At 71.4% G+C, this 12727-nt stretch carries 12 protein-coding genes; 2 read left to right on the plus strand and 10 right to left on the minus strand.

The features are described 5' to 3' along the window. Positions 1–27: 27 nt before the first annotated feature. Positions 28–1212 (plus strand): quinolinate synthase NadA, encoded by a 1185-nt coding sequence (gene nadA, locus ABEA34_RS24035; protein ID WP_345524302.1) that lies wholly within the window; start codon positions 28–30, stop codon positions 1210–1212. A 142-nt stretch (positions 1213–1354) separates the two neighbouring features. Here the strand turns inward: nadA and ABEA34_RS24040 are convergent, their stop codons facing one another. The 9 genes from ABEA34_RS24040 to ABEA34_RS24080 form a co-directional block, all read right to left on the minus strand. Further along, entirely contained in the window at positions 1355–2521 is a 1167-nt protein-coding gene (locus tag ABEA34_RS24040; RefSeq protein WP_345524303.1) for a sensor histidine kinase, read from the minus strand. Positions 2522–2567: 46 nt separating this feature from the next. Further along, the gene (locus tag ABEA34_RS24045) at positions 2568–4325 is read right to left on the minus strand and encodes an HlyD family efflux transporter periplasmic adaptor subunit (protein WP_345524304.1); all 1758 of its coding nucleotides are present in this window, start codon (positions 4323–4325) and stop codon (positions 2568–2570) included. Then, the gene (locus ABEA34_RS24050) at positions 4322–5182 is read right to left on the minus strand and encodes a hypothetical protein (RefSeq protein WP_345524305.1); all 861 of its coding nucleotides are present in this window, start codon (positions 5180–5182) and stop codon (positions 4322–4324) included. Before ABEA34_RS24050 ends, ABEA34_RS24045 begins: the two co-directional genes overlap by 4 nt. A 19-nt stretch (positions 5183–5201) precedes the next feature. Next, complete coding sequence (locus tag ABEA34_RS24055) at positions 5202–6428, minus strand: ABC transporter permease (protein WP_345524306.1); 1227 nt, start codon at positions 6426–6428, stop codon at positions 5202–5204. Continuing rightward, complete coding sequence (locus ABEA34_RS24060) at positions 6425–7129, minus strand: ABC transporter ATP-binding protein (protein ID WP_345524307.1); 705 nt, start codon at positions 7127–7129, stop codon at positions 6425–6427. The genes ABEA34_RS24055 and ABEA34_RS24060 overlap by 4 nt, the downstream gene beginning before the upstream one ends. Further along, entirely contained in the window at positions 7126–8310 is a 1185-nt protein-coding gene (locus ABEA34_RS24065) for an efflux RND transporter periplasmic adaptor subunit (protein ID WP_345524308.1), read from the minus strand. The genes ABEA34_RS24060 and ABEA34_RS24065 overlap by 4 nt, the downstream gene beginning before the upstream one ends. A gap of 103 nt (positions 8311–8413) precedes the next feature. Next, positions 8414–8989, minus strand: a complete 576-nt coding sequence (gene pspAB, locus ABEA34_RS24070; protein WP_345524309.1) for a PspA-associated protein PspAB — start codon at positions 8987–8989, stop codon at positions 8414–8416. Then, positions 8989–9903 carry a zinc metalloprotease HtpX gene (gene htpX, locus ABEA34_RS24075; protein ID WP_345524311.1) on the minus strand — a complete coding sequence of 305 codons (915 nt, stop codon included), beginning with the start codon at positions 9901–9903 and terminating at the stop codon, positions 8989–8991. The genes pspAB and htpX overlap by 1 nt, the downstream gene beginning before the upstream one ends. Positions 9904–9951: 48 nt before the next feature. Next, the gene (locus tag ABEA34_RS24080; RefSeq protein ID WP_345524312.1) at positions 9952–10719 is read right to left on the minus strand and encodes a PspA/IM30 family protein; all 768 of its coding nucleotides are present in this window, start codon (positions 10717–10719) and stop codon (positions 9952–9954) included. A 126-nt stretch (positions 10720–10845) separates the two neighbouring features. Between ABEA34_RS24080 and ABEA34_RS24085 the strand changes: the two genes are divergently transcribed. Continuing rightward, positions 10846–11391, plus strand: coding sequence for a DUF3043 domain-containing protein (locus ABEA34_RS24085; RefSeq protein ID WP_345524314.1), 546 nt, complete (start codon positions 10846–10848; stop codon positions 11389–11391). Between the two features lie 9 nt (positions 11392–11400). Here the strand turns inward: ABEA34_RS24085 and ABEA34_RS24090 are convergent, their stop codons facing one another. Beyond that, positions 11401–12405 carry an aldo/keto reductase family protein gene (locus tag ABEA34_RS24090; RefSeq protein WP_345524316.1) on the minus strand — a complete coding sequence of 335 codons (1005 nt, stop codon included), beginning with the start codon at positions 12403–12405 and terminating at the stop codon, positions 11401–11403. Between the last annotated feature and the right edge of the window lie 322 nt (positions 12406–12727).

Genomic DNA, 12727 nt, shown 5'->3' on the forward strand with positions numbered 1-12727 from the left:
TGCGAGTCGCGAGAATAGGATCGGGTCATGACAACCGTCGACCTCCCGCTGCTGCCCCTCGGGCGCGGCACCGACCTCAACAGCGAGCGCGGCGTCGAGTGCCCCGGCGACCTGCCCGCAGCCTCCGACCCCGACCTGGTCGCGCGCGCTCTCGCCGCCAAGGAGGCGCTGGGCAGCAAGGTCTTCGTGCTGGGCCACCACTACCAGCGCGACGAGGTCATCCAGTTCGCCGACGTCACCGGTGACTCGTTCAAGCTCGCGCGGGACGCGGCCGCCCGCCCGGACGCCGAGTTCATCGTCTTCTGCGGCGTGCACTTCATGGCCGAGTCGGCCGACATCCTCACCGGGCCGGGCCAGCAGGTGATCCTCCCCGACCTCGCGGCCGGCTGCTCGATGGCCGACATGGCCCGCCTCACCCAGGTGGAGATGGCGTGGGAGGCGATGACCGCGGCCGGGGTCGCGGACTCCGTCGTACCCGTGACCTACATGAACTCCAGCGCCGACATCAAGGCGTTCTGCGGCCGCAACGGCGGCGTCGTCTGCACGTCGAGCAACGCCGAGGTCGCCCTCGAGTGGGCCTACGCGCAGAAGCCCGACGCCCCGGACGGGGCGAAGGTGCTGTTCCTGCCCGACCAGCACCTCGGCCGCAACACCGCGATCCTCAAGATGGGCCTCACCCTCGACGACTGCGTCGTGTGGGACCCGCACCGCCCCAACGGCGGTCTGACCGTCGAGCAGCTGCGCGACGCGAAGATGATCCTGTGGAAGGGCCACTGCTCCGTGCACGGCCGCTTCACCGAGGAGGTTGTCGACGAGCTGCGCGCGACCATCCCGGGCGTCCAGATCCTGGTGCACCCGGAGTGCAAGCACGAGGTCGTGCTCAAGGCCGACCTCGTCGGCTCGACGGAGTTCATCATCAACACCATCGAGGCTGCCCCCGCCGGCTCGAGCTGGGCGATCGGCACCGAGCTCAACCTGGTCAAGCGGCTCGCCGCCGCCCACCCGGACAAGCGGATCACGTTCCTCGACAAGACGGTCTGCTACTGCTCGACGATGAACCGGATCGACCTGCCCCACTTCGTGTGGGCGATGGAGTCGCTGGTCGCGGGCCAGGTCGTCAACCGGATCGAGGTCGACCCCGAAACCGAGAAGCACGCCCTCGTGGCGCTGGAGCGGATGCTCGCCCTGCCGGGCAAGACCCACAAGGACTGACCCACTCGTCGAGTCGGGAGTTCTGACCGTCGAGTCGGGAGTTCTGACCGTTGGTTCGGGAGTTTCGTCCATCCGAGCTCGCAAGAAGTCCCGATTCGATCGTCAGAAGTCCCGACTCAAGCGCCAGAACTCCCGACTCGACCTAGTCCGGCAGCTCGAACCAGGCGCAGGTCCCGCCGTACGGCGCGTCGGTCAGGCCGATCCTGCCGCCGTGCGCCTCGACGATCCGCCGGCACGTCGTCAGGCCGATGCCCGACCCCTCGACGTCCTCGTTGACGCGGGCGAGCGGCTGGAAGACCCGTTCCTGCTGGTCGGCGGGGACGCCGGGTCCGCAGTCGCGGACCTCGACCCGCCAGCGGTCGCCGATCCGGGTCGAGTCCACCTCGATGTGGGCGGGCTGGCCGGGGCGCACGAACTTGGCGGCGTTCGCGACCAGGTTCTGCAGCACCGCGCGCAGCTGGACGGGGTCACCGACGACGGTGGGCAGCTCCCCCACGACGACGGTCGTCCCCGCGAGCGCGGCGGCCAGGTCCTCCTGCACGTCGGCGACGACCGCGGCCAGGTCGACCGGACCGCGCTGCAGCTCGCCGCCGACGCGGGCGAAGGCGAGCAGGTCGTTGATGAGCGACTGCATCCGGTCGGCGCCGCCGATCGCGCGCTGGACGAGGAAGGTCATCTCCAGCTGGTCGTCCTCGGACGCGCTGACCTCCTCCTCGATCATCTTGAGCGACAGGGTCACCGCCGTCAGCGGGTTGCGCAGGTCGTGGCTCACCTGACCGGCGAACGCCGCGAGCTGCTCGTTGGAGCGCTCCAGCTCGCGGGTCCGGAACTCCAGCTCGAGCAGGTCGACGACCCGGTCCGCGAGCCCGAGCAGGGCGCGCTCCTGCTCGTCGGTCAGCGATCTGGGGACCTCGTCGAAGACGCACAGGGTCCCGATGACGACGCCCTCGGGGGTCAGGAGCTGGTGGGTCGCGTAGAACCGGACGTTGCCGATCGCGCCGGTGACGAACGGGTTGTCGCGGAACCGCGGATCAAGGCTGGCGTCCGGCACCACGACCGGCCGGCCCTCGTGGAGGACCACGTTGCACATCGAGTCCTCGCGGGCGCACACCGAGGGGTCGAAGCCGTGCGTGGCGATCTGGTGCTGCTCGGTGTCGGTGATCAGGTTGATCGTCGCCATCGGGGTCTGGGCGACCTGGGCCGCGATCTCGACGATCGCGAGCAGGTCGGCTCGCGGCGGGTGCACCAGGACCTGGTACTTCCCGATCTCGGCGACGCGCGCCGCGTCCGGCCCCCCAGTGGTCGTCACGACGCGAAGGTTAATACGGACGCGGTCCCGCGTCACCGCCCGCCCGTCACCGGGAGAAGCTCGGCGGCCCTCCACCCCCGGCCGGCGGACCACCGTTGCCACCGAAGCCTCCGCCGCCGAACGCTCGACGCTGGGTGCTGCTGTCGTCGGTGGTCGGCAGGGCCCGGTCGAGGTCGGCGAGCACCACGACGTCGCCGGCGGCGAGCCCGTCGGTCACCTCGACCGTGGTCGCCCCGACCACCCCGGTGGTCACCCGGGTCCGGGTGACGCTGTCGCCGTCCTTGACGCTCACCGCGCCGTTGGTGACCGCCGACGCCGGGACGGTGACGACGTCCTGGGCGTCGCCGGTCACGACCGAGACCGAGGCGTTGAGGCCGGTCGCGACGTCGAGGTTCTTGCGCGTCAGGGTGATCGTCACCGGGTACGTCGAGGAGTCGTCGGGCACGGTGCTGATCTGCGTCACCGTGCCCGCGAGCCCGTCGGACGAGCCGGCCGGGGTCGCGGTCGCCAGCTGGCCGACGGCGAGCTGCTGCACCTGGGCGCTGGTCGCGTCGACCTGGACCGTCGTCGTGCCGCGCGAGACCAGCACGAACACCTCCGTGCCCGACGAGATCGAGTCACCCTCGGCGGCGTCCACCGCGACGACCTCGCCCGCGAACGGTGCCGTGACCGTGGCCATCCGGAGCTCCTGCTGCGCCTCGATCAGGTCGGCCTTCGCCTGGTCGATCGCGGCCTGGTCCTTGGCCAGGGTCGCCGCCGTGACGGTCATCCCGCCCGAGGCGCCCGAGCCGCCCGAGGACGGGGTGGACGAGGTCGACGGCGTGCTGCTCGGCTGGCTCGTGCTGGGCTGGTCCGTGGGTTGGGCCGTGGGCTCGTCCGAGGGCTGGGCCGTGGGCTCGTCCGTGCTGGGCTGGTCGCCGCTGGACTGGAGCCCCGCCACGGCCGCGGTCAGGGTGCTCGCGAGGTCGGTCAGGGCGCCCTGCAGCGCGTCCTGGTCGGTGGAGACCTGGGTCTGCGCGGCCTGGACGGCGGCGAGCGCGTCCGTGCACGCCTGGTCGGTCGCGTCGTCGGTGGTCCCGGGATCGGCGCTCGGGTCCGCGGTCGGGTCGGTGCTGGGATCCTCGCTCGGGTCGGATGTGAACGCCGTCGCGCAGGCGGCCTGCTGCGCCGTCAACGCGTCGCGTGCGGCGGTCAGGGACGCGCTGACCACCGACTGGGCCGACGTGACCGCGCGCTGCTGGGCGGCCAGCTCGGCGAGCGCCGCCGAGGTGCCGTCGTCCGTGCCGCCGCCGGTGGACGGTTCGTCGGAGCCGCCGCCAGCGGAGCCGCCGCCCGACCCGTTGCCCGAGGAGCCCGTGGCCGGCGTGGCCGACGAGGTCGAGGTCGAGGTCGAGGTCGAGGTCGAGGACACGGTGTCCGCCTGGGACTCCTCGTCGTTCTCCAGCTGGGCACGGGCCTGGGCGAGCGTGGCCCGGGCCTGCTGGACCGACTTGCGCAGGCTGGTGTCGTCGAGGGCGCCGAGCACCGCGCCGGCCTTGACCTTGTCACCGGCCGCGACGGAGACGTCCTCGATCGTCCCGGAGGTCGCGAAGGAGAGGTCCGCCCGGCCCGCAGGCTCGACGGCGCCCGAGAGCTCGAGGGTCTGCTCGACGTCGCCGACCGTGGCGGCGACCGTCCGGTAGGACGTGCCGTCGGCGCTGGCGGCGTACGCCGCGTAGCCGACCCCGACCACCGCGACCGTCAGGGCACCGGCAATCACCCGCCGCGCACGGCGGCCGGGTCGACGCATGCGGGCGACGTTCACGACGCGCCGCCTGCGCGGCCCATGCCGAACCCGCCGGTGCACGCACCGTCGACCGGCTGGGACACGCTGATCGAGGTCGCGGCCACCGCGCCGGTGTCGTCGGACTCGCCCAGGGCGTTGACGCACGCCCCGACCTTGACGGCGGCAGCGGTCGCCTTCGCGTTGGTCGTGTACGTCGTGTCGTCGCCCACGGTCACCGAGACCTCGGTCGACGTGGCGTCGGCGCTCTCGCCACCGCCGGGCTGGGTCGCCGTGACCGTGAAACCGGTCGCGGAGACCGCCGTGACCTCGCCGACGGTGCCGAACCCACCGAACCCGCGACCACCCCCACCGGGGCCGCCGGACGGGGCGCCGGACGGGGCGCCACTGGGTCGGTCGGTCGGCATGCCGCTCGGAGCACCGGCGGGCCGCTGGCCCCCGCCACCGAAGCCGCACGTGCCGTCGTCGGAGGCCGCGGTGATCCGCACCGTGGCGGCCGTGACCTCGGTCGCCGGGGCGGTCGAGGCATCACCGGACGAGCCGTCGTCGGCCGTGGTCACGACGACGCACGAGCCGACGGTCACGTCCGCGAGGGTCGCGTCCACCTGCTGGGTGAAGGTCGTCTTCCCGGTCCACGACACGGCGACCTGACCGGAGGCCTGGCTCTGCACCTGCGCGGTCGTGCCGCTGACGGCCGCGACCTCGCCGGATGCACCGGGCGCCCGACCTCCCTGGCCGCCGGCGGTCTGCCCGGCGGGTCCACCGGCCGCCGCGGCCGAGTCGGAGGCTTCGCCGCTGGCGTCGCTGCCGCAGGCCGCCAGGGTGGCCAGCACGAGCACCGAGGAGGCGGTCGCGAGCGTGACACGGGTGAGGTTCATCGAGGTCCTTCCAAGGGATCTATTCACTGCGGAGCGCATCGATCGGGGTGAGTCGGGCGGCGCGGCTGGCCGGGTAGACCCCGAAGCCGACGCCGAGCGCGAGGGAGGTGGCCAGGGCGGCCAGGGTGGCGACCAGCGAGAGCGTCACGGGTTGGTCGATCAGCGGCGGCAGCATCCACGAGCCGACGACCCCGATCAGGATCCCGGCGATGCCGCCGGCCAGGCCGAGCATCGAGGCCTCGACCAGGAACTGTCGCCCGATCACGCTCGGCGTCGCACCGAGGGCCTTGCGGAGCCCGATCTCGCGGATCCGCTCCGTGACCGAGACCAGCATGATGTTCATGACCCCGACCCCGCCGACGAGCAGGGAGATCGCGGCCACGCCGGTGAGCAGCACCGTGAGCGTCTTGTTGGTGGAGTTCGCGGTCTCGACCAGAGAGTCCTGGGTCGAGATGCTGAAGTCGGCATCCGTGGCGGCGACGTCGTGACGGGTCAGGAGCAGGCTGTTGATCTCCTGGTACGCCGCGCTCAGCGTGCCTGCGGACGTGGCCTCCACGTAGATCGTCGACACGGCGCTGGTCGTCGAGCCGGTGATCGACTTCGCGGTGCTGATCGGGACCAGGGCCTGGTCGTCCTCCGAGGTGCCGCTCGAGGAGGCGCCCGACGAGTCGAGGACGCCGATGACCGTCAGCTGGCGCCCGCCGATGGTCACGCTCTGCCCGACGGGGCTGCCGAACGTGAAGAGCTCGCCCGCGGTGTCGGACCCGAGCACGACGACGTCGGCGCCGCTGGTGACCTCGGCGTCGGTGAAGAAGCGTCCCGAGGCGAGCGTCCGGGCGCGGACCTCCAGCCACGACGGAGTCGTGCCGACGACCGACGTGGTCCAGTTGGTCTCTCCGGCGGTGACCGCGAGGGACGACGAGGTGACGGCGGCGACCTTCTCCGCATCGGGTACGGCGTCCGGGTCGGCCACGGCGCTGGTGTCCTCGAGGGTCAGCGTGGTCGCCGACCCGAACCCGCCGCGTACGCCGGACGTGTCGGTGCTGCTGCCGGGCGAGATGATCAGCAGGTTGCTGCCGAGCGCGTCGATCTCCGACTTGACCTTGCCCTGGGCCCCCTGGCCGAAGCCCACGGTGAGGATCACCGACGCGATGCCGATGACGATGCCCAGCATGGTCAGGATCGAGCGCATCCGGTGGGCGCGCACGGCCTCGGCGCCCGCCCGGACGGTCTCCAGCCAGTTCACGCGATCGCCCCGGCGCGCGCGGTCGGCTGGTCGGAGACGATCTGGCCGTCGTGGATCACGAGGTTGCGCCCGGCTCGGGCGGCCACCTCGAGCTCATGGGTGATCAGCACGATCGTGCGTCCGGCGCCGTGGAGCTCGTCGAGGAGCCCGAGCACGTCGGCCGTCGACTTGGAGTCGAGGTTGCCGGTCGGCTCGTCGGCCAGGATCATCGCCGGCTCGGTGACGAGGGCACGCGCGACGGCGACCCGCTGCTGCTGCCCACCGGACAGCTCACCCGGCCGGTTGTCGACACGGTCCCCCAGCCCGACGCGCTCGAGGGCGGCCACCGCCCGCTCGCGGCGCTCCGTGCGGTGCACGCCCGCGTAGATCAGCGGGAGCTCCACGTTGCGCCACGCCGAGTGGCTGGCCAGCAGGTTGAACTGCTGGAAGACGAACCCGATGCGCCGGTTGCGGACCTCGGCGAGCTCCACCTCGGTCATCATCGAGACGTCCTCGCCGGCGAGCCGGTAGTGCCCCTCGGTCGGGTTGTCGAGGCAGCCGACGATGTTCATCAGCGTCGACTTGCCGGACCCGGACGGACCGACGACGGCGACGTACTCGCCCGACTGGATCGTGGTGTCGATGCCGCACAGGGCCTCGAACTCGATGCTGCCGGAGCGGTAGGTCTTGCGGATCTGCTCCAGCTCGATGATCGCGGTCACTGGCCGGGACCCCCGGCCGGCATCCCGCCAGGCAGCTGGCTGAAGTCGGGCAGCTGCCCGCCGCCGGGGAGCTCGCCCTGCTGTTGCCCGCCGCCGTTGCCGCCACCCGTCGGGGCCCGGAAGCCCTGGACGACGATCGTGTCGCCCTCCTTCAGCCCCTGGGTGATCTCGGTGGCCATGCCGTACGTCTCGCCGGTCTCGACCTCGGTCTTGACCTCCTTGCCGTCCACCAGCTTGGTCACATAGGTCTTGCCGTCGGTGGTCGAGAGGGCGTTGGTGGCGACGGTGAGCACGTCGGGGACCTGCTTCACGACGATCGAGACGGTCGCCGAGACGCCGGCGTACAGGTCCTGCTGCTTGCCGGTGACCTCGACGGTGACCGGGAAGACCGCGGCCCCGCTGTCGTTGGTCTGGGCGACGAGGCCGACCTCGGAGACGGTGCCGTAGATCGTGTCGTCGACGCCGGTGGCGGTGATCTTGGCCTGCAGGCCCTCCTTCAGCTGCTGGGCGTCCGCGGCCGCGACCGTGCCGTCGACGACGAAGGAGTGGGTGGAGACGATCGAGATGGTCCCGGTGGCCGTGTCGGTGCCGGTGTCCGTCGAGCCGTTCGACGCGTCGGCACCGCTCGGGCTCGAGCTCGAGCTGGAGCCGGTGACGTCGCCCTTGGCCAGGTCGACGCTGGTCACGGTGCCCGCGATCGAGGCCCGCAGGGTGGCGTCCTGCACGGCCTCCCGAGCGTCGGCGAGCGTGGCCTGCGCCGACACGACCGCGGCGTTGTCGGCGGCGAGCTGGACGTCGCTCTCGCCGTTGTCCTCGTCCTCGTCGAGCTGGGTGGTCGCCGCCTCGAGCGAGGTCAGCGCCGCCGCCCGCGAGGCCACCAGCGCGCTGTCGTCGACGCGGGCGAGCGGGTCGCCCTTTTTGACCTTGTCGCCCTCGTCGACCAGGACCTTCGTGACGGTGCCGGAGACGGCGAAGCTCTCGTCGCTGGACTTCCGGGCGGCGATCGTGCCGTCGGCCGAGACCGTCTGCTCGATGGTCTGGGTGCTCACGGTCGCCGTGGTGCTGGACTCCGCCGCCGTCGAGTCCCGGGTCATCAACCAGACGCCGCTGCCGGCGGCCACCACCAGGGCGACGGGTACGGCGAGCCAGGCCCGCCTCCGTCCCCGCAACGAGATCCGCACCAGCACTCCTCCTGACGATCGCACGCCCCGAGGGGCCGGTCAGGAGGAATGTGTCGGTGCGGGCTGTGGCGGGAGTGGGGTGTCCCTGTGCGTCACCTGTGGGTCAGAGCCCGGGGGCTCCCCAGACGGCCAGCCAGCGACCGAGGTCCTGCTCCATCGGCAGCTCGCCGGTCAGGGTGTCGCGGAGGTGGATCTCGGTCAGGTTGTCGCGCTGCTTCTCCCCCGGCTTGGGGGCGAACGCGTAGAAGGTGCCGCGCTTGTAGAGGTAGACCAGGCCGACGCGACGGCCGTCGGTGCCCTCGAACGGGATCAACGAGCAGAGCAGCCCCGACCCGAAGCCGTGGTCCTCGAGCGAGGTGTTGACGGCGTGCAGGTCGGTGCACAGCCCCGCCGGGTCGTCGGGGTCACCGTGGACGACCAGCCAGGTGAAGCCGTACTCGTCCTGCGAGACCTCGACGTCCGGCTCGTCGGGGTCGGCGTTGAGGAGCTCGACCACGTCGGCCTGGACCGCGCGGAACGCCTGGCCGGTCGCCGCGCGGTAGCAGACCGAGGCGGTCCCGGTCGGCCGCAGCGCGAGCGTCGTCTCGAGGGTGACCGCGGCGCTCGGGACCAGGAAGAGCGCGTCGAGCTGCGGCGCCTTCGGTCGGGACCGGCCGGCGATGACGTCCCAGAGGCCCATCAGGCGGTGCGATCGAGCTCGGCGCGGATCCCCGCGAGCTGCTCGAGGCGCTGCTCCAGGGTCGGGTGCGTCGAGGTGAGGGTGCGCATCGAGACGCCCTTGACGGCCGGTGCGATGAAGAACGCGTTCATCGGCTGCGAGGCGCGCAGGTCGCGGTCGGGGATCGTGTTGATCTCGCCGGTGATCTTCTGCAGCGCCGACGCCAGGGCCTCGGGCTTCATGGTCAGGTAGGCGCCGGCGCGGTCGGCCGACAGCTCGCGGTAGCGCGAGAGCAGCTTGAGGAGCAGGAAGCTGACGGCGTACGTGATCATGCTGACGACCAGCACGACCAACCAGACCGGCAGGCCGCCGCTGTTGTTGTCGCGGCGGCCGCCGCCGAAGATCGCGCCGTACTGCGCGCCGCGGGTGAGCATGCCGGCGAGGATGCCGGCCGAGGAGGCGACGGTCATCACCAGGACGTCGCGGTGGGCGACGTGCGAGAGCTCGTGCGCGAGCACGCCCTCGAGCTCCTCGGCGTCGAGCCGCTGGAGGATGCCGGTGGTGACGACGACGACCGAACGCTGCGGGGACCGACCGGTCGCGAAGGCGTTGGGCAGGTCGGTGTCGGCGATGCCGACGCGCGGCTTCGGCATGTCGGCGAGGGCGCAGAGCCGGTCGATCATGCCGTGCAGCTCGGGTGCCTCCTGCGGGCTGACCTCACGGGCGCCCATCGCCTTCATCGCGACGCTGTCGGAGTTGTACCACTGGAACCAGACCACGCCGAGTCCGATGACCGCGATGAACGGCGCCCAGCCGATCGGCATGACGGCGATCAGGAGCGCGATGATGGCGACGAAGAGACCACCGAGCAGGAACATCACGGTGGTCATCCGGGCGGTGAGCCCGGCGTCGCCGACGAAACGAGTGCGTGCCATGCCTCGATTGTCCCCGGTGGCCCAAGGAGGACCGGGGCCCCGGCGGGATCAGGCCGGGTTGGTGCCCTCGGAGGCGTCCTTCTCCGGCTCGGGTGCCAGGATCTCCGCCGGAGCGGGCGTGCTGCCGCCCTTGAGGGCCGCCAGCTCGGCCTCGACGTCGGCCTTGGAGCTCATCGCGTCGAGCTCCCGGGAGATGTCGTCTCCCGAGCCGACCGCGGTGGCGTCGTCCAGGGCACCGGAGGCGATCAGCTCGTCGATCGCGCCGGCGCGGGCCTGCATCTGGGCGGTCTTGTCCTCCGCGCGCTGGATCGCGGCGCCGACGTCGCCGAGCTCGTCGCCGATGCCGGACATCGCCTCGTTGATCCGCGTCTGCGCCTCGGCGGCGGTGTACGTCGCCTTGATGGTCTCCTTGCGGGTGCGGAACGCCTCCACCTTCGCCTGGAGCCGCTGCTGCGCGAGGACGAGCTTCTCCTCCTCGCCCTGGAGCTGCGCGAGCTGGGTCTTCAGGTCGGCGATCTGTGCGGAGAGCCCCGACTTGCGGGTCAGGGCCTCGCGCGCGAGGTCCTCGCGGTCCATGGTGAGGGCCTTCTGCGCCTGGTCCTGCAGCTTGGTGGACTGCTGGTCGAGCTGGTTGATCTGCAGCTCGACGCGCTTGCGGCTGGTCGCGACGTCAGCCACGCCCCGGCGTACCTTGGCGAGCAGGTCGACCTGTCGCTGATAGCTGTAGTCCAGCGTCTCCCGCGGGTCCTCGGCGCGATCGAGCGCCTTGTTGGCCTTAGAGCGGAAGATCAGGCTGAAGCGCTGCCAAAGTCCCATGTCGCCAACCCTAGGTGCAAAAGCAAGCGTCCGCGACGACGCCGGTAGTCTGGCGGCAGATTCGTCCCGGCTACTGAAGGTCCAGCGTTGTTCCGTCGCAGCAAGTCAGATTCCGCCCCCGAGGCCGTGACCGCCAAGGTCGGCGGCAAGGGTCGCCCCACGCCGACCCGCAAGGAGGCCGAGGCCGCCGCGAAGGCGCGTGCCAAGACCCCGCGCACCCGCAAGGAGCTGGCCGCCGCACAGCGCTCCACCCGCACCGAGTCGAGCAAGACCGTGCGGCAGGGGATGAAGGACGGCGACGAGCGCTACTTCCCCGCGCGCGACAAGGGCCCGGAGAAGCGCTTCGTCCGTGACTTCGTGGACGCACGCTTCTCGCTGGTCGAGCTGGTCATCCCGCTGCTGATCGTCACGATGGTCCTCGGCTACTCCGGCAACAGCAGCCTTGCGCGGATCGGCAACACCATCCTCCTGGGCACGATCGTGTTCGTGGTCATGGACCTCTTCGTGCTCCGCTTCCGGCTGCGCAAGGCCTTCGACCAGCGGTTCCCGGGCAAGTCGTCGAAGGGCCTCACCTACTACGCCGTCACCCGGTCGCTGCAGATGAAGTTCATGCGGCTGCCGAAGTCGCGCGTGCGCATCGGGCAGCACCTGCCCGACGACTACCAGCGCTAGCCCGGCGTACTAGAAGCTCCGGGTCTTCGGCGACTGGGTCTTCGCGGGGTCGCGCTCGACGATCGGGTCGACGATGTCGTCGATCGCCTTCAGCGTCGCGGCGTCGAGGACCACGCCCGACGCCTTGGCGTTGTCGGTGACCTGCTCCGGTCGGCTGGCGCCGATGATCGCGGCCGAGACGTTGTCGTTCTGGAGCACCCAGGCGACGGCGAGCTGGGCCAGCGACAGTCCCGCCTCGTCGGCGATCGGCTTGAGCTGCTGGACGCGCTCGAGCACGTCGTCCTGCAGCCAGCGGCTGATCATGTCCTTGCCGCCCTTCTCGTCGGTGGCGCGGCTCCCCTCCGGCGCGGGCTGTCCCGGCAGGTACTTGCCCGTCAGCACGCCCTGCGCGATCGGCGACCACACGATCTGACCGATGCCGAGCTCCTCGCTCGTCGGGACGACCTCGGCCTCGATGACCCGCCAGAGCAGGGAGTACTGCGGCTGGTTGGAGACCAGCGGGATCTTGAGCTCCCGGGCGAGCGCGTGCGCCGCACGGATCTCCTCCGCACGCCACTCGCTCACGCCGATGTAGAGCGCCTTGCCCTGGCGTACGACGTCCGCGAACGCCTCCATCGTCTCCTCGAGCGGCGTCTCGTGGTCGTAGCGGTGTGCCTGGTAGAGGTCGACGTAGTCGGTCTGGAGCCGCTGGAGGCTGCCGTTGATCGACTCCATGATGTGCTTGCGCGACAGGCCGTGGTCGTTGTGCTTGCCCGGCCCGGTCGGCCAGTAGACCTTGGTGAAGATCTCCAGCCCCTCGCGCCGCTCGTCCTTCAGCGCCTCGCCGAGCACGGTCTCGGCCGCGGTGTTGGCGTAGGTGTCCGCGGTGTCGAAGGTGGTGATCCCCTCGTCCAGCGCGCGCCGAACGCACGCCGTCGCCGCGTCCTCCTCGACCTGGGACCCGTGGGTCAACCAGTTGCCGTACGCGATCTCCGAGATCTTCAGTCCGCTGCTGCCGAGGTTGCGAGTCTTCATGGATTCGACCCTAGCCACCGGTGGTTGGGCGTATGCGACGGGCTCGGGTCAACGCGGGCTCCCGGGCTTCGGGCCGCCGGCGCCCGGTGGTCGAGCAGCGAGCGCCAGCGAGCGTCGTCGAGACCCCCGCAGCGAAGGCAGGGTGATGAGTGCGGCCTGCGGGTCCGCACGGGTTGGCCGCCGACAGGCAGCTACACCGGGTACGGCGGGCTCGGGTCGACGTCGCCGCCCGGCCTGCGGTGGTCGAGGAGGGCCGCCAAGGGCGTCTCGAAACCACCCCACCGACACCCACCGGCACCGCAGAAAAAGGTCGCGAAGAATC

The organism is Nocardioides conyzicola (genome assembly GCF_039543825.1).
Lineage (GTDB): Bacteria > Actinomycetota > Actinomycetes > Propionibacteriales > Nocardioidaceae > Nocardioides > Nocardioides conyzicola.